The organism is Mucilaginibacter lappiensis (assembly GCF_050433765.1).
Classification (GTDB): Bacteria; Bacteroidota; Bacteroidia; order Sphingobacteriales; family Sphingobacteriaceae; genus Mucilaginibacter; species Mucilaginibacter lappiensis_A.
The window spans coordinates 90,914-114,201 of record NZ_JBNPWP010000012.1 but is presented as its reverse complement, the minus strand read 5'-3'; the positions used below and the strand labels follow the sequence as shown (position 1 = coordinate 114,201).

Below are 23,288 nucleotides of genomic sequence, written 5' to 3'. Positions count from 1 at the left end.
TTAAAAAAAATGAAAACATTGTATACTGCAGAAGCAACTGCAACGGGCGGTCGTAACGGACACGTAAAAAGTAATAACGGCGTATTGGATATTGAAGTAAGGCTACCAAAAGCGATGGGTGGAGCAAACGATGACTATACCAATCCAGAACAATTGTTTGCAGCCGGCTATGCCGCCTGTTTTGATAACGCATTGCTACACATTATTAAACGTGAAAAAATTGCAGCGGGAGAAACGACCGTCACAGCAAAAGTTGGGATTGGCCAGATTGATAATGGCGGATTTGCTCTAGCAGTAACATTGGCAGTGAATGTTCCTCAATTGGACATAGAACAGGCAAGGGAACTGGTAGAAAAAGCCCATCAGGTATGTCCATATTCCAACGCAACCCGTGGCAATATACAAGTAGATTTGATGGTTACCAATAACTAAAAACCAATCCACTGTCATTTTGGGCGCTTCACCAAAAAAATATGCGACCATTGTGCGCGCCCGGAATGTGCTGGCTGCCATGAAAAACGGGGATCAGGGCTATGCCGGACGCTTTGATTATCTTTATGACCAGGCGCATTTCATTAAGGAATTTAAAAAGTTCGCAGCAGTTACCCGGAACAATACCTGGAGCAATTGAAATAAACGGATTTTTACAATCACAGCCGCTGGAGCCGGGCTACTTTTAAGCATTAAATTTAAAAAAAGGTGTTCACATTACAACAAAGGAGGTCGGCACACGCCAAAGTCAAAAGCGGCGCGATTTTCCGGCCTATGTACAGGAGATCAAATTGTTAGGGTTAAATCATTTATGATTGTTCTAGCTATGTCATTTTGCAAAACTCTTCGAATGATTTAAATTTACGATATGAAAGAAAGGGAAACAGGAACTTCGGATTTTATCAGGGAATTGAAACAAAGGGGATTTAAGGCCTATGAGGTTGATAGCAACGCTGCCGGTCACAACTATAGCCGTAAGGATTACTATAAAATCAGCTTGACGTCGGGAGCCTATCTATTTCATTATGCCGACAGAAGCTTTGAGACCGATGAAACCATTCTGTTTTTTGGTAATCCCAGGATTCCGTATTCCTGCGAGGTCATGCGACCATCGCCGGATGGCTTTGCATGTCTCTTTACTGAAGAATTTTTAAAGTTGGGAGAACACTCCGAAAGCATTTTGCATTCACCCCTGTTTAAGTTTGGGGGAACGCCTATCCTTATCCTGAATGAGGAACAAAAACAGGCTGTTATCCATAATTTTGGCAAAATATTGGAGGAACAGGATTCCGCCTATGTTTATAAAGATGAGTTGATCAGAAATTATATTACGGTTATTATTCACGAGGCGCTGAAAATGCAGCCTTCGGATACCACAACTAAGAAAGCAAATGCTGCACAACGTATAACTTCGGTTTTCCTTGAACTTCTGGAGCGACAATTTCCAATAGAAAGTACGGAACGACCGCTGGAGTTAAAAACAGCACAGGATTATGCAAATCAATTGTCTGTTCATGTGAACCATTTAAATAGCGCTGTTAAGACGATGACAGGAAAGTCAACGACAACCCACATCTCCGACAGGATAATCAGTGAAGCAAAAGCGTTGCTTCAACATACAGACTGGAACGTTTCAGAAATTGCTTATGCACTTGGTTTCGAATACCCTAATTACTTTAATAACTTTTTCAAGAAGAAGACGGGGGAAGTTCCAAAATCGATTAGAATGTTTAATGTCTAAATATTGTTTTTTTCGGTATAGTAAAAAAAATCCCCGTACTAAAATATCATACGGGGATTTTTATAAGTTATGCAACAATTAATCATATGCAAGAGAAGAAGATAATTCCCGGTATGCACCGGCTTCCTTTTTGAGTGTTTCACTTACCTGTTCGGCTGCACCTACCGCATCGGCACCAGCCACAAAACGCAGTGGAGGATTTTCTTCATTTGCAAGCCACACGAGGGCCTTCGCCAATTTAGCAGGATCGCCTGGTTGCTGGCCATTGGCACCTTTCCAGAAAGCCATTTGTTGTATCCGTCCTTCGGTATAATCTTCAATGGCGTTGCCAGCATATTTTGTCGATTCTTCTGTCAGTAGTTCCGTACGGAAAAAGCCCGGATTAACAATAGTCGTTTTGATGCCAAAAGGTACCACTTCTAAATTTAGTGACTCCATCCAGCCATCTGTGGCAAACTTAGAAGCAGCATAAGCTGAGCTGAAAGGAAATCCAATTAACGAGGCTGTTGATGAAATGGTAATGATATGTCCTGAACGCTGTTTACGCATTACCGGCAATACCGCACGAGTTACTTTCATCGGTCCAAATAGGCTGGTTGCAAACTGCTGCTCAATTTCTTCCATAGAAAGCTCTTCAAAATAACCTGCGAAAAAGCTTGCGGCATTGTTAATCAATACGTCTATCTGACCGAATTTTTCGATGGTTTGACTTACGGCAACCTCTGCCTGGGCAGCATCCGTAATATCCAGCTTTACAACCAAAAGGTTTTCGGATGCGCCGATAGCCTGTGCTACTTTTTCAGGGTTTCTGCCGGTAGCCACTACTTTATTACCTGCCGCAAGGGCAGCTTTTGCAATATCAAGTCCCATTCCGCGGCCTGCGCCGGTTATGAACCATACTTTCTGATTTTCCATGTTCTTATTATGCTCATTAGTTTTTTATTTATTAGATCTATTGGATTCTGAGTGAACGGGGCGTTAAACCCGTTTGTTTTTTAAAGAAATTATTAAAATAGTTGGGATACTCATAACCCAGGCTATACGCGATCTGGGCAATGTTCCAATCGGTATGCGTCAATAAAGCCTTCGCTTCTTTGATGATCCGCTCGGCTATCAGGACGGTCGTCGTTTTTCCGGTTATTTCTTTGACTGCCCTGTTCAGATGGTTCACATGAACAGAAAGATATTCGGCATATTGATTAGGCGTTTTCAGTTTTAGCGCCTGTCCCGGAGAGTCAATGGGGAACTGCCTGTCCAGCAGTTCCAAAAAAAGTGTTGATATCCTTTCATTAGCATTGTGATGTTTAAAGTAGTTTCCTGCGGGTTGCATCTTCATCGCTTCATGGAGGATCAGGTTCACATAATTCTTAAGCAAAGCATACTTATGGATATATTGGGAATTGAATTCTTTCACCATGCTTTGAAAGATCCTGTCAAGGTCGGCGGCTTGTTCATCTGTCAATAAGTACACCGGGTCAGCGCCGATTTTATATAAAGGAGATTCCTGTAACACGATGTCGCGATCCTTCTCCTTGAGGAACTCTTCATTAAATAAGCAGAAGTAACCTCCCTGGTCTTCAGGCGAAGGTTCCCAGGAGCTCGGTATCATGGGATTAGAGAAAACCAATGCTGGCTGATTCAATTCAATACCGCGGTCGGCATAGTAAAGCCTGCTGTTCCCGTATAACAAAGAGATTTTATAAAAGTCCCTTCTGTTGTAAGAACATGCCTTGCATGCAAAAGTCTCCCTTTCAAATACGATGAATTGTTTGTTTAGTTCCTCCATATGCCCTTGCTCATTCAGGAACTCAGCGGTGCTGATAGTTTTACTCATTGCCTGCTTTTATATAGTATGTTTAGTGTAAAATTAATAGCAAACTATGCTACCGTTTTATCATTCAATTCCAGGTCTTCTTCCACCATAAACCATCCTTTGGCGGCATCAATGACTTGCAATAGCTTCCCGGGTATATGCAGTTCATCAATTCTTGATGTGCGTAACACAGTTTCCGGTTGCTGCCCGTTCCGGGCTAATTTCACCCAATCGGGATTGATGATCAGTCCCTGTCCCACGGCAACCATGGTTAATCCCTCCTCTATAGCTTTTACCGCCACTTCCGGGGTTTTAACCTGACCGGCTGCTATAAGCGGGATTCTTCCAGCGATATGTTTAACTAACGACTGCACCATGGATTGGTCATCAATTGCTCCAATCGGTTTGGCGTCCGCTACACTGGTCAATGAAGCATGGATATAATCGATATCCAGATCGATCAGACGGTCGATCAGGCGGTAGGAATCATTTATCCGGTAACCGCCGTCGTAGCTTTCTTCAGGTGAAATGCGATAGCCTACCACAAATGGTCTGTCAGTGTTGGCTTTTACAACACGTTGAACTTCCTGAACAACGGCCAACGGAAAATTCATTCGGTTTTCAAGTGAGCCTCCCCAATGGTCCTTACGGTGATTGGAATATGGGGAAAAGAAATTCTGAAGAAGAAAACCGTGCGCCCCGTGTAACTCAACACCATCAAACCCTGCGGCAATTGCCCTTCCGGTGGCATCTCCAAAAGCTTTGATAACCGCTAAAACCTCTTCGTGTTCCAACGCACGGGGAATGTTCCCGCCTTGTAAGAATGGCTGGGGGGCGGCCTCAATTGCACTGGCGCTGACAATCACGCCACCCGGCACCAATTCGGGAACTGCTTTATTCCCGGCATGGAAAATCTGCATGATTGCCGGAGCGCCGCCGCTTTTGGCAGCGTTTGCCAGTCTTTTCAAACTGGGAATAAACTGGTCATCATACGCAGCATATTCACCTGGAAAACCCTGGCCATTAGCCTGTACCCTTGTACATCCGGTGATCACCAGACCCACGCCATTAACACGAGCGCGGTAGTGCTGTTCTTCATCATCGGAGATCGTTGCATCTTCATTACTTGCCCAGGTTGTCATGGGTGCCATAGCTACCCGGTTGCGGACACTTACACCACTTTTAAAAGTGAAAGCGTCAAATAGTTCTTTATAATATGTAGTACTCATTTGTTTGATACTTATGTATTTAGTGAGGGCAAAGGTCTTCATCCTGAGGATCGGATAAATAAGATATTCAAACAAAAAAGTATAAAGTTCAAACAGAAATGTCAGGAATCCGGCAATTGCGCATTCCATATCTTCCATTATCTGAAATATGGCGGGTCTTGATTTGCTTCAGGAACCACGCGATGAGGTTTCGGATTGCATCAACAAAAGACCCTGTATTTATAACCGAAAATCCCTTCCGATATGCAGGCCGGTTGTTTGATCGAAATCATCTTGTAAGTGTTCACTGAAAAGTAAAATCATTTGAAATCCTTACTTTTTTGTTTGAATACCTTAAAAGCCTCTTTGCCAGTCCCGGTAACTTTGTATAACATCTAAATATCTAATTATGGAATACGTAAAATTTGGGAACACCGGCTTAATGGTGTCCCCGCTGTGCCTTGGCACGATGAGCTACGGCGGTCCAACTAAGCAGTTCCCCTGGGCCCTAAAAGATGAGGAAAGCCGCCCTTTCATTAAAAAAGCACTGGAACTGGGAATCAATTTCTTTGACACCGCAAATGTTTACAATGAAGGCGGCAGCGAGGAAACCGTTGGTAAAGCCCTGAAAGAATTTGCCGGCCGTGAAGATTATGTCCTGGCAACGAAGGTTTTTAATCCTGTACATCCTGCTGACGGTCCGAATAAACATGGATTATCACGGAAACATATCATGAACGCTATTGATGGCAGTCTTACGCGTTTGGGAGTTGACTACGTTGACTTATACCAGATCCATCGCTGGGATGAGCATACGCCTATCGGGGAGACGATGGAAGCTCTGCATGATATTGTAAAAGCAGGAAAAGCAAGGTACATCGGGGCCTCGTCCATGTACAGTTGGCAGTTTGCCCAAGCGCAATACACGGCAGATCTTAATGGCTGGACACGCTTTGTTTCTATGCAGCCACATTATAATCTGATCTACCGCGAAGAAGAGCGTGAGATGATCCCGTTTTGTATAGATCAAAAGATAGCCATTATTCCCTGGTCACCGCTGGCTGCCGGCTTGCTTGGCCGAAAAGACGCTAAAGATCAGGAAGAAACAAAACGCGCTAAAACGGATAATTTCAGTGGCGGTTATTACAATTCACCGTCTGATTATGATGTGATCGAACGGGTGCACCAGGTTGCAAAGGATAAAGGCGTTCCACCAGCTCAGCTTTCATTGGCATGGATGATGAACAAGCCGGAGATCACCGCGCCGATCGTCGGTGCTACCAAGCCAGGTCATATTGAAGATGCAGTAGCTGCTTTGTCACTTAAATTATCCCAGGAAGAGATCAATCTGATAGAAGAGCTTTATCAACCTCACAGGGTAATTGGTTTTGATGAATAGTCAAGCCCTTAAAGCAATATTTAATTAACAGAATTATCATGAAACCAATTACCATAGAAAATTTAAAAAATGAAGGATTTAAGCCCGCTCCGGCTGAATATTTTACCGGTCAGGCCTGGCTTAAGACCTTGATTGTCCCGGATGACACCACTAATTGTATTATAAGCGACGTTTTTTTTGAGGCTAGCACCCGAAACCACTGGCACACGCACCCAGGTAATCAGATTCTAATGGTTAAACAAGGGCTATGCTATTTTCAGGAAGAAGGCAAACCTGTCCAAATTGTTAAAGCTGGCGGAATCATCAATATTCTGCCTGGCGTTAAGCATTGGCATGGTGCCTCTCCTGATGATACCATGGTGCACACAGCGATAGGCATTAATACGGAAAAAGGCATTGTTAACTGGCTTGAACCGGTATCAGATGAACAGTATCATTATAAATTGTAACCATTGTATTCTTCAGACATGCTCCGGGGGAGTACCTGGTTAACATGAAACTGAAATAATTATTTGAATATCTTAACTATTGGTTTGAATAGTGCAATGTAGTTGTGTTCTATACCCCGACATTTATATCATAACTTAAAGTAAAACTAACTTAAAAATACACGCCATGTTAAGTCTTACCATTAACGGAAAACAACGGGAGATCGATGCCGATCCGGACATGCCACTGCTTTGGGTGATCCGGGATATTTTAGGCATGACGGGTACCAAATTCGGCTGCGGGGTTGCCCAATGTGGCGCTTGCACCGTACACCTTAATGGTGAGGCGGTAAGGTCTTGTGTAACCAAAGTCAGCCGGGCGGCCGGACAGCAGATAACAACCATAGAAGGATTATCAGATCACAATGACCATTACCTGCAAAAAGCCTGGGCCGAATTTGATGTGCCGCAATGCGGCTATTGCCAGTCCGGTCAGTTGATGTCTGCCGCTGTACTGTTAAAGGAGAATTCAAACCCTACCGATCAGGATATTGATGATGCCATGTCCGGTAATATATGCCGTTGCGGAACCTATCCCCGGATAAGAGCCGCAATCCATCAGGCTGCTAAAATGCAGCGGGAAGGGATAAAATCATGAACAGGCGCAATTTTATTCAGTCCGGTGCCCTGTTGGGCGGAGGACTGCTGATTTCGTTTAAGATCCCGGCAGCCAATAAGCTCGCAGCATTGAACGAAACAGCAGCTGAAACGGCATTTATACCCAATGCCTTTTTAAATATCGGTACCGATAATAAGGTCACGGTAATTTTGAGCCACGTAGAAATGGGACAAGGCATCTGGACCACGCTCCCTATGCTGCTGGCAGAGGAACTGGATGTTGACCTGAACCGTATTACGGTGAAGCATGGCGGGGCAGGTAAGGAATTCAATCATACGGTTTATGGCGTACAAATTACCGGGGGATCGTCGACCACCTGGTCTGAGTTTGACCGCTATCGGAATGCCGGTGCAACAGCCAGAGTGCTGTTAACACAGGCCGCCGCTAAACGCTCAGGCGTGGCGATACAGGACTGTAAGACAGAAAAGGGTGTTGTCACTGCCGGTGGAAAGAAATTCACCTACGGCGAATTGGCGGCAGACGCCGCGCTGTTACCGCTTCCGGAAAAGGTTTCGTTACGCAACCAAACAGAATGGAAATATATCGGTAAAAGTGCCAGGCGACTGGACGCAAGCGTAAAAACTGATGGTACGGCCAAATTTGGCATGGACATTCAGTTCCCCGGCTTGTTAACGGCTGTTGTTGCACATGCACCGGTTTTTGGTGGTAAGGTACTGTCTTTTGATGCGACGAAAGCGAAAGCCATTCCGGGTGTCAGACAAGTATTGCAGATCCCTACCGGCGTTGCTGTTATAGCAGATCACTACTATGCAGCACAGCAGGGCAAAAAAGCATTACAGGTTACCTGGGAAAATGGCACAGGTGCAAACTTGTTTACGACCAGGCAAACCGCCGCTTATAAAAAATTAGCCGCTACCGACGGCTTAACCGCCCAGAAAAAAGGGGATGCAATAGCAGGTTTAGGCAAATCCGCAAAAATACTGACAGCCGAGTATGTTTTTCCATACCTGGCACACGCACCAATGGAGCCTTTAAACTGCACCGTAAAAATAAACAAGGATAGTTGTGAGATCTGGACAGGTACGCAGTTACCTGCCACGGACCAGGTCGCGGCGGCTAAAATATTGGGCTTAGCTCCTGAAAAGGTAAAGATAAATATCCCGTTTTTGGGTGGCGGTTTTGGACGCCGGGCCACACCTGCGTCCGACTTCGTTTCTGAAGCGGTGCAAATTGCCAAGGTTTGCGGCAAACCTGTGAAAATGGTGTGGAGCCGCGAGGATGATATGAAAAGCGGGTATTACCGGCCGTTCTTTGTGCATAATGTACAGGCTGGCCTTGATCAAAAGGGTATGCCGGTAGCATGGAAACATAATATTGTAGGACAATCCATCATGAAGGGTGCCGCCCCGGCGTTTGGAGAACCGAAAAGCCCTATCGACCCTACTTCTGTTGAGGGGGTAATGGGGTCGCCCTACCTGACCAGTGTGCCGGATCATTTTGTCGGATTGCACAACACGGAAGAAGTAGTACCAGTCCTTTGGTATCGTTCTGTTGGACATACTCATACGGCTTATGTGATGGAAACCATGCTGGACGAACTGGCCCATAATGCGGGACGTGATCCTGTCGAATACAGGCGTGGTCTTTTTAAAGAACATCCCCGCCATTTAGCAGCGCTTGATCTCGTTGCTGAAAAAGGGAACTGGAAAAAGGCATTGCCTAAAGGCCGCTATAAAGGAGTGGCAGTGAATGAGGCGTTCGGGAGTTATGTAGCTACCATTGCAGAAGTAAGTATTGCCAACGGAGAGGTAAGGGTACATAAGATAGATTGCGCGATAGACTGCGGTTTGGCGGTTAACCCGGAAGGCGTAAAAGCACAGATGGAAAGCGGGATCATATTTGGCCTGAGCATGGCGCTTTACGGCGAACTTACGCTGGAGGGCGGGAAATTGCAGCAGAATAATTTTTACGATTACCGGATAGCCCGTATGAACGAGTCGCCGGAGATCAACGTTTACATCGTCGAAAGTGACGGTAAAATGGGCGGTGCCGGAGAATGTGCCGTACCACCAACGGCGCCAGCCATTGCCAATGCAATTTTTGCCGCCACCGGCAAACGTATTTACAACCTGCCAATTATGAACCATAAACTAATCCAGCAAGCATGAAAAAATTGATGGTCATCTGTATTTTATTATTCACCGCTGCAATTATCGCGCTGTCATTTAAATCTGAAGATACGACTCGCGCAGATTATCCGATGGCGGTGCGAAAAGATAGTGTTGCTTCTGTAAAAGCATTTAAACAGGTATACACCGTGTTGATGAGTTCCCGTTGTATGAATTGCCATCCTTCAGGGGATATACCCTTGCAGGGTGACGATAGTCATCTGCATACGATGGGGCCCAAAAGAGGGGTGGACGGAAAAGGCGTGTATGCGATGAAATGTTCCAACTGCCACCAGGCAACGAATACCCCTGGCTTGCATACGCCACCGGGAAACCCAAACTGGCACTTACCGCCAGCCAATATGAGGATGGTTTTCCAGGGAAGAACGCCGCGGCAGTTAGCCAAACAATTGATCGATCCTAACCAAAACGGCCATAAGGACATGAAGAAGCTGATTGAACATGCTGATGATGGCTTGGTATTGGCTGGGTGGAACCCGGGCGAAGGCCGGAAACTTCCGCCGATGAGCCACGCCGCGTTTAAAAAAGCATGGTTGACCTGGTTATCAACCGGCGCCTATGCTCCTGCGAAATAAACATCGTGATCGTATAGCTCAGTTCTGACCGGATAACTACCGGTCATCAAACTATTGAATTAAAGGTTCACGTTAACAGCATGAAGGAATTAACGCTTTTATAGGTTTGACTAATGAGTAAATATCTTCGGCAAGTAATCCTTTGCTGTACACCTCATTGTTAACCTATGCATTTTGAAAATATAATAATGTTTGCGGCCAATGCTTATTAGTTATCTTTCATAACATCCTTGATAATTGCCAAAATTGCAGAAAGGTGTTCTAATTGGCTCCCTTGATCCCCCTTAAAGAAAAGATATAGGCTACTAAACCAGCCATACGTTTATTTTTTCAAAATCTTAATAAACAATAACTTTATTTAAAATTTTTTAAAGTATCCTCACCGATATTTCCAATTCTTTTTAATTTTTCTATGAATTGGTTCGAAAAAACACCACTGTCGGGAGCCACAAGCCCCGCACGTCCGCGGGGCTTTTTTTATGCTTATACTAATTTATTTACATTGTGGGTGCTGCAAAAAACCTATGGAAGAAATTTTTGACACCTATAAAAAACGAACTAACTTTTATACATTAATCTCTTGCGTTGTTGCAAGCTTTATGATTTTTGTTCTTGCCTGTATCTGCTTTCCACAAGTTATATCTAAAGCCCCTCAAACTTTAATGGTTTGCCTGTTTTTAATAGGTTTTATTATAACCATTGGGTCAATGTTTATGGGTGGGTCATCAATTAAAACATATATAAAAGATGGGCACCTTACTTTGACCGATTTATCAGTCACATTTAATGACAATGCTTATTTTTTAACTGAATTGCTATCCATAGAAATTAATTCTGGAGATTATAAAGGAAAAGGAGCTCGAGGCGGATTTAGCGATGGAACTGGTAATAAAATAATAATAACCCCAAAAGACAAAAATGTTATTCAAACAAAATTTGTTATTTCCTCTAAAGACCAAAGAGATAATTTAACACAAATCTTAAAGTTTTGGAAAACCCAGAATTTCAAAATTATATCAAATCAGGTCGACTTAGTATAGTAGAAAAAGGCGCTCGACTGAACGTAAGAGAAATTGTGATTTCATAATAGATTTGGTTCGATAATCCAGTGTGGTTAAAAGCTAAAACAACTAAGTTTTCTTAATTCTGCTTTTTGCTAAATGCTCCCTGTTCTTTATTGAATTTTAGATCGATTGACCAATAAGGATTGCTCGCTATCCCATGTAAGAAGTAAAGCGGCCATTTGAACCGGCCTATCGCTTTTCTGACTTCAATAACCCAAGTAGAGTCAACTTGAGCATTATTAGCAAAAGTTCTGATATTAAATGGTTTGCCAGCTGAGTCACTGCTGAAACTTAACATAACATGGCCGGTTTGCTGATTAAGATTTCGCAGTTCATCCCAATGGATATGGGAATAGATTAAATTAGTTAAGGAGTCGATGGTTTTTATTTTATTAGGATCGGGAGATTGAGGATAAATCACGTCTTCAATATTTGTTACCATGCCATTTGCTACGGTGATACACGTTTCGCGTACCCAAACCGGGCAAACCAAGCAAAACCAAGTCAAAGGTCTGTCATTTGTAAGCCAAATCTTCCCCGTAAACCAGCCTGCTTTTAACATGCCATTTTTTAACCTCCCTTTAAATAGCTCAGCTAAATCGGCTGTTTGTTGTTTTTCGTTGCAAGCGCAACTATGTATCTGTACCAATAAAAGTTGATGGTTGATGATTTTCCATTCGGCATCAAATTGGCAATTATCTTCAGTACATTGGGTACCATAGTCCTTTAATAGCTCGCTTAGTTTCGTAATGCCGGAGTATTTATCGAACGGGCTTCTCGATACCACATTCATTTTAATTCCATTCACCCAAATATGATCACATTTCGCATTGGTACTTAGCAGGCAAAAGGAAGTTATTAATAGAAGTGTTGAGGTGTAAAAGTTTTTCATTGTGAATGCTAATAAAAAAGATCAATTATCTATAATATAAAAAAGCCCCCGGGTATGGACGGGGTAAAAATTGAAAAAAAACTTTCAAAATTTCAATCCACGCAGTCGCTCGGCTCCAGCCGAGCGACTGCGGCGCAAATACACCCGGCCTATGCCGGCAGGTATTTATTAAGTACTTTCCCGTGTTTGTAAGCTATTGAACTTTCTAATTTCAGTATTTTCCTTTCCTTAAAAATGGAAAGTCCGGCACCAATAGCGACAGGGGCAATGATGATATAATATTCATCAATAAGGTTGAGGCTGATGAGCGAACTTACAAAATTGACGCCGCCATAAACAAGAATATCCTTGCCCGATTGTTCTTTCAGCGCCTGTACTGTGGTAGCCAGGTCGCCATTTTCTACTTCCACGTTCCTGCCGGCAATGGCTGTTTCTGTTTTGCTGAAAACTATCTTGCGCATATTTACGATCAGTTGCGCCAAAGGGTGTGCCGGGTTATCGGGCATATTATCTGCCATATTTTCCCAGTAGGCGGGAAACTCCGCGGCCAATTTGCGTCCCAGCAAAAGAGTATCGCTGCTGTCGGCCAACTCAATTATTTTCTGGAAACCGGCTTCATCCGGACCGGCCAGAAACACCCAATCATTTTCGCCATTTGGCCCGGCTACAAAGCCATCAATGGTCATATGCATCTGTAATTTTAATTTTCTCATGGAATTGTTTTTAAAAGTAAATTAGGTTTCTTTATCACCAATATCTGCAAATGAGTTAGCGAAATGATTATCCCAGTAACTCTTCCAGTTGGTTAAGGCAGATGGTAAAGCCTCCCTCGAAGCCCATGCTTACCAGTTGCTCCAACCCGGCGGTATCAGCGAAGGTGAGGGTTACGTTTACGGTAGTAACGCCGTTGTTCTCGCTCATTTCCACCAGCCAATATGAAGGGACATCATCATCTATGGGATTGCCATTCTCATCACTGAATTTAGTAGTAGACTTAAAGCTGTTCGGCGCATCAATGGCGTGGTAGGTGCATATACTCCAGTGCGTTTCACCTTCAGGGCCTATCATGGCGTATAACCAATGGCCGCCATTTTTAAAGTTCATTGTTTTGGTTTCGACGTGCCATGGTTTGGGACCCCACCATTGATCCAATATATTACTTTCTGTCCAGGCGCTCCATACCTTCTGGCGCGGCGCATTAAATTCCCGCACAATGTGCATTGTTTTGTTCGCGGTGTCTTTGCTGATGCTGATCATGTTGTGTTTTTATTTTAAAGGTTATCTAAAAGATTGTCTAACAGGTCAAAATCTATTCTGAAGCCAGTAACTCATCCAGCTGGTTAAGGCTCATGGTAGTGCCCTCTTTAAAGCCTCCTTCAACGAACATTTTGATGGTGGCTTCTTCCTCAAAGGTGATCACCATATCGACCTTCGTTCTATTACCGTCAATGGATGAGAATTTCGTATCCCGGTATGATTTTGGCCCACTAAGAACCGGATTACCATCGCCATCACAAAATATACCTGTTGATGAAAAAGCGTTGCCATTTTCTATTGCAGTAAATTCAGCATAGACCCAGTGTTTCTGACCTTCAGGGCTAACCATAGCATACAACCATATTCCACCAATGGTAAAATCCCATGTTTTGGTTACGGCTGTCCATGGTTTCGGCCCCACCCATTTATCAAGCAGGTCAGGGTCAGTCCAGGCTTTCCATACTTTTTCAATTGGCGCGTTAAATTCGCGTATTACGTGAAATTTTTTAGCGGCAAGGTCTGTTTCGAAAACAAAATGATTTGTCATGATTGTTTAAGTTTATAAGTCATTTAACAGGTTGTCTAACTGGTCAAAACGGGTCTCCCATAACTTGCGGAAGCGTTCCAGCCAAATATCAATCTCTTTCATTTTTTCGGGGTTAAAGTGATAATAAATTTCTCTACCAGTCTTCTTCTGTATCAATACTTCGCATTCTGTTAGGATCTGGATATGCTTTGATATTGTTTGCCTGGTACTTTCGAAGTGTTCTGCGACAGCATTGGGTGTCATCGCGCCCAGTGCAAGTAAACCCAAAATGGCTCTGCGCGTAGGGTCGGCAATGGCCTGGAAAATATCTCGTCTCATATAAACATGCAGTTGATTGACTGCAAATATACATGCAGTTAATCAACTGCGCAAATTTTTTTGAAAATATTTTTGGTGATATAATAAATATGAACAGGAAGTATAAAAGTGATCCTTATTTAGTTTGCGGACATGAAACTCTTTAAATATCACCCTGCTGTTCGATGGCGAGGAAAAATAGGGTGATTTGCGTAAAAAAACAGATGTCTAAGATTGCAGATATTCTCAGTCAAGGAGATCATAACAATACTGATGCTGACAGCTTGAAGGTTTGTGCCAGGCAAATTGATGTAATAAAAGTAAGGATAACATACAAGTAGAGCCTTCTTGCTTTTGAAAGGGCTATTTAGATTTAAATAGTTTGGTTAATTCTTTATAGGTCCAAATATTGCCTTTTTCAAAAAAAGTATAAGTTTTATCCCAATCAGCACCAGTGCCCCAGCCAATCATAGAAGAAATAACCTTTGTGTGGCTATCATCAATAGGAATAAACTGTATTACCTCCTGCAGATTTTTATCTTCGGATCGTACTTTTTTTGTGAAGTTTTCATTCAGGTTGACTTTTAAGGTAATAAATTCATTTTCGATATAAGTCATTATATCACTTTTGATGGCTGATTTATCATTTATAGACTTGTTTTTATCATAATTGGTTAGGAGCACACCGCCAGTTTTAAGGTTGATATGTGCAACAGGGGCTATCCAGAGTTTTAGTTTATCGTCATTTGTAAAGTATTGCCATGCCTGTGGTTTAGATAGTGGAAGAATAAATTCTAACTTGAGTACCTTTTCCCCGGTGGTGGTTGTATAAGAAGTGTTTTTAATGTCTTGACCTTTAACACTTATTGAGGCGGTTAAAACAAATATGGTTAACAATAACAGTTTCGTTTTCATAATTCAATTATTTGTGTTTTTATAAATTAGCTGCTCATTCGGGTCTTTTTTTCTAAAATACTTATTAACTCCGATTTTTCGAACCCCGATATTTTCTTTTGGTGTTTTAATGTCGCTATAAAAAACCAGTATCCTGTACTTAGCCCTATAAAGTAGATAAATCTCCAGATGGTCTGGTTAATAAAAACATAACTGGAAAGTATACTTGGATCAGTGTATATACTAAAATGTAAAAGAATACATATAAAATATATTTAAACTCAAAATAAATAAATAATCCCAGCAGGATTTAAAATATAAACTTAAACACCGATTTGTTTTGAGACGGAAAATTCGGTTCAAAGGTGATGTATTTGTCAGGTATTGATCCCGCCAGGATATATATATTTAATAAATATGTTAACATATTTCACATTTAAGTATACAATTCGGCTCTGCCTATTTTTCTGGCTTTACTTTATTTGAACTTTGCCTATATCTATTCAAACCAATTAAACAGGTTGTTATGAAAAATTCAAATACCATTGCATTCAGGCTGGTTGTAATTATCGTCATTGCTTTTAGTTTTTCCTGCAAGAAACTTGGAGATTCGCCACAACCGGTAGGCTCAAAAAATCTGGCGGCAAGTGATAGTACATTGTATACTCCTGAAACCATTTTTACGGCTGAGCAACATATATTTACCGATATTCATATCTGTTACGATGATAAAGTGTTCCTGCTGGAAAACGGAAAACTGAAACGATTAATAAATAACGGGCTGGTTGACATGGCGTTACCTGGTTCGGTTTACACCAATTTTCATCCAACATTTCTTGCTATATCAAAAGACTTTACTTTTTATCTGCGGGCAGCAACAGGCATTAAAATCATCAAAGGCGGGCAAGTGATCAAGGAATACAAGGTTGGCCAGCCACCTTTGCAGGACTTTACAACAGAAACGTTTGGCGAACGTAACGTTGCTGTGGACGAAACGGATCAGTCATTGATTGTTGGTGTGCCAAGGCTTTTTAATCCCGGTTTGGTATCAACATTAAAGATCACTAAGAACGGCCAGGCCAGTTTGCTTTCACAAGATGATGGGGAAACTAAAGGCGGGTTTTTTACAGCTTTTGACGTAGGCGGTGCTCCGGGGCAACTTTGGCTAACAGGGCTGTCTTCTTTTAATGATAATTATTATTCCCAGCTTTATATTTATAAGCTTATCAATCCGCCATTTAATTATACTTTGCAACACACTTATGGTATAGAATTAACCAATCATTCACCTTTTCCACTTGAGGGTCAGCTGGATGCTGTTGGTTTTAATGTAATGGCGGCCATTAAAATATCAAAGGATGCTAAAACCATATATTTAAAAACTGGTGAGTACGATCCGATTCTTCAAACAACGGATAACATAGGAGGGGTATTGCGGATTCGCGACAACATGGTTACCCTTATAGCCGAAAACGTTGAAAACAAAAGAATGGCGATTTCTAAGGATGGCAAAACGCTGTATTTTGCGGGAAAAGGCTTATACAAAATTAATTTTTGATCACAACTTGTTCACGCTGTCTTTATCGAAATCCGTAACCGGATATCCCGGATATGGAGAAAAAAAGCCCCCTTATAAAAAATAAGGGGGCATGCTGTATTGATTCTTTAACAGCGCGAACATTTTTTAATCAGGTAGGCGCCGTATAGCGCTCGTGAATAAGCTGAAAGATCGCTTTCCGGTAAATGCCGGCATTTTTTTCCTGCCCCTCGATCTTTTCTGTACGCAGGTTGTTGGCCTTCAGGTTGAGCTTGTTTTCAGGCCCTTTGCTATGAAGAACCTGCCCGCTCCGGAATAAAGCCCCAGGTGTTCTTACCCTGTTGACTATTAATTATTTAGTAAAACAAAAAGACTTATATTGGGTAATAAAAAAAAGCGTATTGCAAAAAGTGTAAATAACTGTACCTCATGGTAAAAGAAATACCCGCGACCGTAAAACGTGCTATAGAATTAATTGGTCTGTTTGTTTTAGGAACTATCGTAGTGGCCGGAAATACAATCATAATGCCATTGTTAATGGCATTTTTCTTCAGCCTAATGCTCTTGCCTGTATTTCGTTTTTTCAGAAAGCTAAAACTGCCTGAAGCCATTGCTGTTTTTTTGCCGATATTATTATTAACTATTGTAATGGCCTTGATCATTTGGTTGTTCTCCAGCCAGGTAGGAGCTTTGTTAGATGATTTTCCGCAAATAGAACAGACTGTAGCTAAACATTTAGATAATTTAAGTATATGGATAAGCAACTCATTTGGGTACTCTCCGGCAGAACAGTTGAAATTCATTAATGTACAAAGCCAAAAACTTTTCAGCTCCCTGGGCGGTGTTTTGAAAGGTGCAGCAGGGTCTTTGACAAGCATAGTCATATTTATAGGACTGTTGCCCATATATATGTACCTGATCATGCTATACAGGAATCTTTTTTTAAAGTTCGTGCTGATGTGGTTTAAACAAAACGAGTATCAAAATGTAGAAGAAGGTATCCGGCAAACAGAGCAAATGGTAAAAAACTACCTGATTGGTTTATTGATACAAATTACCTATATCATTATACTTTTAGGCGGAATATTGTGGCTTTTTGGTATTCAAAATGCGTTACTGATCGGAATCATTTTTGCTTTTTTGAACCTTATTCCTTACCTGGGGGCCTTAATTGGTAATATTTTAGGCGTATTGTTAACCCTTGCTTCATCAGATAGTATTGCAGATGTACTGATTGTATTAGGAGCTATTACGTTTGTGCAGTTGCTGGATAATAATATTTTGATGCCACGTATTGTAGGCTCACAGGTAAAAATTAATCCGCTTGTTTCCATTCTTGGAATTATTATAGCAGGAAACATGGCAGGTATATCGGGTATGTTCCTGGCAATGCCCGTTCTTTCTATTTTAAAAATAGTGTTTGACCGCTCCGAAAATTATAAGCAATGGGGTGTATTGCTGGGCGATGAGCGGCCGGTAAAAAGCCTGATGAAAGTTTAATTGTATTTTTTCTGTATGCTTTGTAAGTCCGGATAAAGCTTTTTCAATTCCTTAATGCCTTATTTTAAATTGGCTAATGCTCTACCGATGGATCTGGCCGTTTTTAAAATGGAAAAAGCGATCCGTGTACTCTGTGCCATTGATAAAAATGTGGATCATCTGTTTGGGCAGTTTGAAGGGCGGGTAAACTTGACCTGGTGAATTTCATGGAGAAAAATTATATGTTCAATCTTTCATTGGAGAAATTCGGGTATTTAACCGGCAGAGCCTGACTACTTATAAAAAGGATTTTAAAAAGGCCTTTAAAAATGCGCATACTATTATTTTTTTATCGCTGGTGGATACCGACGAATTTTTTCATCATACACCAGTATTTTCCGATTCTTTAACTTAACATCATCAGTATAATATAAAGAATCCGTTTTTCCCTTTTTGTCGGTCCATTTTTCTAAATACCAAAGCGTAACCCAGGTGTCTTTTTTGTCGGGGTAATAGGTAGTCATCCATGAATCAAAAGTTTTTGAAACGGATACCATATTGCCGCGCACTTGCCCAAGGATATTTGCCAGACTATCCTTTTTGCCTTTGAAATAAAATTGATCGCTAATAAATTCTACCGTATCTGCAAAATTCTCAATAGTGCCTTTCATGTCGCCCGCCAAATATTTTTTTAAGCAATTAAGTACGATCACGGCATTTTTCTCATCCCCCGGCTGCCAGTTTATCGAATACTTCGGCGTAAAAGGATAAGTAAGTTTTGTAGCTGTATCAGATTTAACCTGATCGGTGTCCGATTTGCTTTTGCAACTGAAAAGCAAAATGCATATCATCATAAAAAGAAGCGTAGTCTGTTTCATGAGTGCTTAGTTTAATTGTTTTGTATGATGTTGGTTTGGTCGTTAGTGTCTTGACATTCAGTAGGTTAAATTTACTCTAATATAATAAATATCTCATAGATCCTTTCAGCATCATTCGCCTTAATCCAGGTAGTCGGGCGGAAATAATTGCTGTCCATATTTTTCAGCGGTTTCCTGCATTTTTTTTAACATTTCCGGATCAGGTGGAGATGGCGGTAAAAAGGTGCCCGTGGCAACAGGTGTGCCCAGCTCCATAAACATTTCTTCCAGTCCGGATGGTACCACCATGCAAAGCAGATGTGCTGTTTTATCTGCCTTGTTTTTGAAGCCATGTACAATACCGCCTTTGGGGATACAAATAAATGAACCTTTTTTAGCAGTATAGGTTCCGGCTTCCGATTTAACTTCTACTTCGCCATCAATTACATAAAAAGATTCCTGGAAGCTTGCGTGAGCATGCGGTCCGGGGCCACCGCCTGGTGGAACAAGCATATCTATTGTCGCAAATTCACCATTGGTTTCCTTGCCGGAAATAAGTATACGGTAGGTGCCGCCAGCCATCGACAGGCTTTTGCCATCCTGAGCCCCTATTGTAAATGGGGCTGGTTTTGAGTTTTTCATAGCGTTTGATTTATAAGTTAAAGTTCAAACTATTATGGATAAAATAACCAGATAAACAGAATAGTCTGATCAGCTATATTTTATATGCTACTTTTTCTTGTTAATCAGAGAGGAGCTTGTTCGAGCCCAGCATCAAGAGCAAGAGTTTTCCCCTATCAAAAAGCCTTTTTTCGAAATCCTTTAAGACTTATTATGCAGACCCTTTATGAAATCTAAAACAGATTGAAAGTAATTTTCTAAATTTTCATACCGTTGCTCGCCAGGAATCCAGTTTGCGAATTTCCAGTATTGCCATTTATTGTCTGGATAATCTGGTGGGATAAGAAAAAAATATTGCTCGTCATTCATACCACCAATTACAATTGCTTTATTTAATTGCTCGCCTACATCAATAAGCACTCCCTCGTTCCAAATTTCAAGTAAATAAGTATCGATATTTTTTGAGATAATCGACCTTGCTAACCGGTTCAAAGGTCGGCTCTGTAGAATCGCAAGGTGTAAAAAAAACATTTGTTAGCAAAAGGAAACTCTTATAATCATCGGGAAGTTCAATACCCAATCTGTTTTCCGTCAATTTTATTTCTTCTTTTTGAGCTGGAATATTCCCCAGCCATTCAACATTTTTTTGTTCATCAGTAAACGTTTCCCTATTTAGTTGGATTGCTAACAGAGAGATTTCTTTAAGGGTATCCTTCATTTTAAAGTTATGTCAAATCAATACTAAATTACTCTGAATTAATTTATATCAAAAGGTTAAAGTAACACTACTTGTTATTGAAATCTTTCAAGAGATCTTCTCCAATGTTTGCAATCCTCTGTAAATCTTAGATCAGATTTTAAGTTTAAAAGCAAAGAAATCATAAGTATTGCTCGCCCAAATTTCCAATTCTTCGCAAGTTCTCAATGAATTGGTTCGAGAAAACGCCACTGTCCGGAGCCAAAAGAAAAAGCCGATAGCAGAAATGCTATCGGCTTTTTCTTATACATCAACCACACGCTAAACAGTTACTTTGGCGAAAAACTTCCTTCTTGATGACCTTGGTGTATCCCCAAAACTATCCTTCCACCAATCTCCTGTATTAAGCGGTTTAGGCGGATTATTGGGCTTGCGAAATGCAAGAGATTCCCGAAATGAAAAATGAGAGAACAAGCGCATAAATTCTCCAAGATATATATCTGCAACTCTTTTATTACCTTTTATAATAAGCATGTTCTCGTCATTATTGGTGGTTGAGGCATCACTGAAATTTGCTGAGCCCGTAATTACGATTGGTGATTGGCTAAGTGGGTCAATGAGCATGAATTTGTTGTGAATATATTTAACCATTGGATTTAACCCCGTGAGTTGCTCTTTTACCCATCCATCAAATTCATTGGTCTCGATAAAAGACCCTATGGCAAAAACATTTTCGGGCAAATTTCTTAGTTGCTGAATCGCTTCTTCCTCGGCTTTCTTTTTGGCTTGGTCCTCAGGTGTCTTTTCGCTCATTGAACGCGTTTTCTTTTCCAGAAGCGCAAACCTTACCTTAGCTGTTGAATCGCGATAAACATCTTTAAAAATTTCATTGATCCCAAATGCAAAGGTCATGAATAAGCCTTGCCTGGCAGTCTTAGCCAGTTTGCCGTAAAAGGTTAACGCGTCAAGCGACTTTCTTGGACTAAACAATGCAGCTGTTCCCCTGGAAACTGGAATTTTGGGTACCAGCGTTAATGCTTCATTTGCAGACTGAATGGTTGCCTGTTTAGGGTCATCATGCAAAGCCGTCCAATAAGCCAGGTACTGCTTAGCTACCGGTGCTTGTTCAACAACATGCGCTACGTTAGAGTGCCCGAAGATTCCTCCGTTAGAGAAATTGGTGCCGCCGGTCCAAACGCTGATCACTTCATCACCATCAAGTTTGACCATAAACTTATTGTGCGAAATAAATGATTTGCCCATAATACGCTTGGTGCATATTTCAGAAAGCCCGCATTTGTTTACAGTAGCCTCGTTCTTTTTAGCCGGATCAGCCTTCCGGTGATCATAGACAATGAGAATATCCACTCCTGCGTCCGACGCTTTTTTCAATTCCATCAAAAACGGCTCATAATGAAATTCATAAGCGGCGATACGAAGCTTATGCTTGCCTGGAACACAGCTTTTAACAAAAAGTACCATTGCTTCATATAATCCCCTGGATAACCAATCCCAAACCGGTTGCTCGGGTACAACGTCTTTCGGTTTTTTATTCCCAAACCGCCGTATATATTCCTGTGATGCCGCGGCTCCCCGGTTAAAGTAAACATCATGATCGCCAGATTCAGGAGATTCTGTAGTTATCTTAATGGAAACGGATGCAAATTTTACTAATACTTGTGGAGTTCCTTTCAAGGCACTGATCAAATAGGTGTAAACATGGCCTGGTTTGGCAGAATAATCAGCCCATTGAAAACTTTGTATCGGGTGATCTTTAGTAGAATAGAGAGAGCCGGACGGAAAGCCGGGATCTGTTTCCACAAATGCCTTCATTCCTTCCAGATAATAGGCTTCATTCTCCGTATGATCCGTCCGGTGAATAGAAAAGCCTAAAAGGTTATTGCATTTATTTTCAGGCAGGTGAAAACCAAGGGTTACTACATAAGTTCCTGCAACTGCCAAAACTTTAAATCCTTCTGAGGTTGATGATTTACGCATGTGAGTAAGGTTAAATGGAATAATTTGGGAGGATTTAAAAACAATTAAATATATATAATTGCTTGTAAATAAGCAATATAAATTATAAATTAAATCGGTTTGCAGGATGTCGATCCGCTTGCGACCATATAATGATAATGGCACTGTGTTTGTGCATTTATATGGCATCGAAAGAAAATAAGTTTATAAGATAAAGTGGGCAGGTATATCGCTATCAACTTTATCTGGCCAGTAATGACGTGCAAATCTGTTCTCAATAAAAAGTTCATTTTATACCGGTAATTTAAGTTCGGGCAACACATCTAATAATAAATAATAATGATATGGAAAACGAAAAAAAACACAGGGTTGGGACAAGGGAAGAGTGGCTGGAAGCAAGACTGAAGCTGCTAAAGGAAGAGAAAGAATTAACCAGGCGCAGTGACGAGGTAGCGCGTCACCGAACAGAAATGCCCTGGGTTAAGATAGACAAGGCATATAAATTTGAAACCGAAAAGGGAAGTATTTCACTGGCTAACCTCTTTGAAGGCCGCTCACAACTTTTGGTATATCACTTCATGTTCGGGCCTGATTATAAGGCGGGATGTCCGGCCTGCTCGGCAATCGCCGACGGCTTCAATGGAATAGCGGTTCATTTGGCGAATCATGATGTGATGCTTGCCGCGGTATCACGCGCACCGTTTGCAAAACTGAAGGAATATAAGCAGCGACTGGGCTGGACGTTTCCCTGGGCATCTTCGTTCGGTAGCGATTTTAACTCCGACTTCAATGTCTGGTTCACTGAGGAGCAGCAGCGCAGCGGAGATATAGAATACAATTACCAACGCGAGACCGGAACAGGTGAGCCGCTTGCAGGTGAAACAGTGCGGGAATGGGAAACTGTAAATGACGAAGGTACTGTTGCACAGGTTGCCAGGATGGCCGGAACCGACATTGCAACGTTTACCCGTGAGCGGCCGGGCTTGAGCGCTTTTGTGCTGGAGAACGGCGAGGTTTATCATACCTATTCTACCTATTCGCGTGGATTGGATGGCCTATGGAGCGTGTACCAATGGCTTGACCGTGCGCCCCTGGGACGCAACGAAACAGGTTTTTGGTGGCGCCGGCATGACGAGTATTAGGATGGGAAAAATTTAGTCGCCTTAATAAACCGAAACTGGAAAT

Annotated in this window: 26 protein-coding genes; 13 read left to right on the top strand and 13 right to left on the bottom strand. The window is 41.7% G+C overall.

The window, feature by feature from the left end:
• Positions 1 to 9: 9 nt before the first annotated feature.
• From M2273_RS27020 to M2273_RS27010, 3 genes are all read left to right on the top strand, one after another.
• The gene (locus tag M2273_RS27020) at positions 10 to 432 is read left to right on the top strand and encodes an organic hydroperoxide resistance protein (RefSeq protein WP_429400896.1); all 423 of its coding nucleotides are present in this window, start codon (positions 10 to 12) and stop codon (positions 430 to 432) included.
• Positions 433 to 451: 19 nt separating this feature from the next.
• Positions 452 to 631 carry a hypothetical protein gene (locus M2273_RS27015; protein WP_429400895.1) on the top strand — a complete coding sequence of 60 codons (180 nt, stop codon included), beginning with the start codon at positions 452 to 454 and terminating at the stop codon, positions 629 to 631.
• 228 nt (positions 632 to 859) lie between these two features.
• Positions 860 to 1,732 carry a helix-turn-helix domain-containing protein gene (locus M2273_RS27010; RefSeq protein WP_429400894.1) on the top strand — a complete coding sequence of 291 codons (873 nt, stop codon included), beginning with the start codon at positions 860 to 862 and terminating at the stop codon, positions 1,730 to 1,732.
• A gap of 78 nt (positions 1,733 to 1,810) precedes the next feature.
• Here M2273_RS27010 and M2273_RS27005 read toward each other — a convergent pair whose 3' ends face one another.
• From M2273_RS27005 to M2273_RS26995, 3 genes are read right to left on the bottom strand one after another with little or no spacing between them, the layout of a single operon-like run.
• Positions 1,811 to 2,647 (bottom strand): SDR family oxidoreductase, encoded by an 837-nt coding sequence (locus tag M2273_RS27005; protein ID WP_429400893.1) that lies wholly within the window; start codon positions 2,645 to 2,647, stop codon positions 1,811 to 1,813.
• 37 nt (positions 2,648 to 2,684) lie between these two features.
• Complete coding sequence (locus tag M2273_RS27000) at positions 2,685 to 3,566, bottom strand: helix-turn-helix domain-containing protein (RefSeq protein WP_429400892.1); 882 nt, start codon at positions 3,564 to 3,566, stop codon at positions 2,685 to 2,687.
• Between the two features lie 44 nt (positions 3,567 to 3,610).
• On the bottom strand, positions 3,611 to 4,774 hold the full coding sequence (locus M2273_RS26995) for an NADH-dependent flavin oxidoreductase (protein ID WP_429400891.1): 1,164 nt from the start codon (positions 4,772 to 4,774) through the stop codon (positions 3,611 to 3,613).
• Between the two features lie 388 nt (positions 4,775 to 5,162).
• On the opposite strand from M2273_RS26995, the gene M2273_RS26990 reads away from it, so the two are divergent.
• From M2273_RS26990 to M2273_RS26965, 6 genes are all read left to right on the top strand, one after another.
• Positions 5,163 to 6,152 carry an aldo/keto reductase gene (locus tag M2273_RS26990; protein ID WP_429400890.1) on the top strand — a complete coding sequence of 330 codons (990 nt, stop codon included), beginning with the start codon at positions 5,163 to 5,165 and terminating at the stop codon, positions 6,150 to 6,152.
• 38 nt (positions 6,153 to 6,190) lie between these two features.
• Positions 6,191 to 6,601, top strand: a complete 411-nt coding sequence (locus tag M2273_RS26985; RefSeq protein ID WP_429400889.1) for a cupin domain-containing protein — start codon at positions 6,191 to 6,193, stop codon at positions 6,599 to 6,601.
• A gap of 166 nt (positions 6,602 to 6,767) precedes the next feature.
• Entirely contained in the window at positions 6,768 to 7,238 is a 471-nt protein-coding gene (locus M2273_RS26980; protein ID WP_429400888.1) for a (2Fe-2S)-binding protein, read from the top strand.
• Entirely contained in the window at positions 7,235 to 9,388 is a 2,154-nt protein-coding gene (locus M2273_RS26975) for a molybdopterin cofactor-binding domain-containing protein (protein ID WP_429400887.1), read from the top strand. Before M2273_RS26980 ends, M2273_RS26975 begins: the two co-directional genes overlap by 4 nt.
• Positions 9,389 to 9,480: 92 nt before the next feature.
• Positions 9,481 to 9,984, top strand: a complete 504-nt coding sequence (locus M2273_RS26970; RefSeq protein ID WP_429400886.1) for a hypothetical protein — start codon at positions 9,481 to 9,483, stop codon at positions 9,982 to 9,984.
• A 524-nt stretch (positions 9,985 to 10,508) separates the two neighbouring features.
• Positions 10,509 to 11,024, top strand: coding sequence for a hypothetical protein (locus M2273_RS26965; RefSeq protein ID WP_429400885.1), 516 nt, complete (start codon positions 10,509 to 10,511; stop codon positions 11,022 to 11,024).
• Between the two features lie 100 nt (positions 11,025 to 11,124).
• Here the strand turns inward: M2273_RS26965 and M2273_RS26960 are convergent, their stop codons facing one another.
• The 6 genes from M2273_RS26960 to M2273_RS26935 form a co-directional block, all read right to left on the bottom strand.
• Entirely contained in the window at positions 11,125 to 11,940 is an 816-nt protein-coding gene (locus M2273_RS26960) for a hypothetical protein (protein ID WP_429400884.1), read from the bottom strand.
• 149 nt (positions 11,941 to 12,089) lie between these two features.
• Positions 12,090 to 12,653: a dihydrofolate reductase family protein gene (locus M2273_RS26955; protein ID WP_429400883.1), complete on the bottom strand. Its 564-nt coding sequence runs from the start codon at positions 12,651 to 12,653 to the stop codon at positions 12,090 to 12,092.
• Positions 12,654 to 12,720: 67 nt separating this feature from the next.
• On the bottom strand, positions 12,721 to 13,197 hold the full coding sequence (locus M2273_RS26950) for an SRPBCC family protein (RefSeq protein ID WP_429400882.1): 477 nt from the start codon (positions 13,195 to 13,197) through the stop codon (positions 12,721 to 12,723).
• A gap of 52 nt (positions 13,198 to 13,249) precedes the next feature.
• Positions 13,250 to 13,744, bottom strand: coding sequence for an SRPBCC domain-containing protein (locus M2273_RS26945; protein WP_429400881.1), 495 nt, complete (start codon positions 13,742 to 13,744; stop codon positions 13,250 to 13,252).
• A gap of 12 nt (positions 13,745 to 13,756) precedes the next feature.
• The gene (locus tag M2273_RS26940; protein ID WP_429400880.1) at positions 13,757 to 14,062 is read right to left on the bottom strand and encodes an ArsR/SmtB family transcription factor; all 306 of its coding nucleotides are present in this window, start codon (positions 14,060 to 14,062) and stop codon (positions 13,757 to 13,759) included.
• Positions 14,063 to 14,404: 342 nt separating this feature from the next.
• Entirely contained in the window at positions 14,405 to 14,956 is a 552-nt protein-coding gene (locus tag M2273_RS26935; RefSeq protein WP_429400879.1) for a hypothetical protein, read from the bottom strand.
• 505 nt (positions 14,957 to 15,461) lie between these two features.
• On the opposite strand from M2273_RS26935, the gene M2273_RS26930 reads away from it, so the two are divergent.
• The 3 genes from M2273_RS26930 to M2273_RS26920 all read left to right on the top strand — a co-directional run bounded on the left by M2273_RS26930 (position 15,462) and on the right by M2273_RS26920 (position 17,972).
• Positions 15,462 to 16,493: a hypothetical protein gene (locus M2273_RS26930; protein ID WP_429400878.1), complete on the top strand. Its 1,032-nt coding sequence runs from the start codon at positions 15,462 to 15,464 to the stop codon at positions 16,491 to 16,493.
• A gap of 154 nt (positions 16,494 to 16,647) precedes the next feature.
• A complete protein-coding gene (locus M2273_RS26925) occupies positions 16,648 to 16,791 on the top strand; it encodes a hypothetical protein (protein ID WP_429400877.1) in 144 nt (47 codons plus the stop codon).
• Between the two features lie 110 nt (positions 16,792 to 16,901).
• The gene (locus tag M2273_RS26920) at positions 16,902 to 17,972 is read left to right on the top strand and encodes an AI-2E family transporter (protein ID WP_429400876.1); all 1,071 of its coding nucleotides are present in this window, start codon (positions 16,902 to 16,904) and stop codon (positions 17,970 to 17,972) included.
• A gap of 320 nt (positions 17,973 to 18,292) precedes the next feature.
• Here M2273_RS26920 and M2273_RS26915 read toward each other — a convergent pair whose 3' ends face one another.
• The 4 genes from M2273_RS26915 to M2273_RS26900 form a co-directional block, all read right to left on the bottom strand.
• Positions 18,293 to 18,829 carry a hypothetical protein gene (locus tag M2273_RS26915; protein WP_429400875.1) on the bottom strand — a complete coding sequence of 179 codons (537 nt, stop codon included), beginning with the start codon at positions 18,827 to 18,829 and terminating at the stop codon, positions 18,293 to 18,295.
• Between the two features lie 120 nt (positions 18,830 to 18,949).
• Positions 18,950 to 19,450: a cupin domain-containing protein gene (locus tag M2273_RS26910; RefSeq protein ID WP_429400874.1), complete on the bottom strand. Its 501-nt coding sequence runs from the start codon at positions 19,448 to 19,450 to the stop codon at positions 18,950 to 18,952.
• A gap of 415 nt (positions 19,451 to 19,865) precedes the next feature.
• Positions 19,866 to 20,147 (bottom strand): SMI1/KNR4 family protein, encoded by a 282-nt coding sequence (locus M2273_RS26905; RefSeq protein WP_429400873.1) that lies wholly within the window; start codon positions 20,145 to 20,147, stop codon positions 19,866 to 19,868.
• Between the two features lie 300 nt (positions 20,148 to 20,447).
• Positions 20,448 to 22,124, bottom strand: a complete 1,677-nt coding sequence (locus M2273_RS26900) for a phospholipase D-like domain-containing protein (RefSeq protein ID WP_429400872.1) — start codon at positions 22,122 to 22,124, stop codon at positions 20,448 to 20,450.
• Between the two features lie 323 nt (positions 22,125 to 22,447).
• Between M2273_RS26900 and M2273_RS26895 the strand changes: the two genes are divergently transcribed.
• Positions 22,448 to 23,245 carry a DUF899 domain-containing protein gene (locus M2273_RS26895; protein ID WP_429400871.1) on the top strand — a complete coding sequence of 266 codons (798 nt, stop codon included), beginning with the start codon at positions 22,448 to 22,450 and terminating at the stop codon, positions 23,243 to 23,245.
• The last annotated feature ends 43 nt before the right edge of the window (positions 23,246 to 23,288 follow it).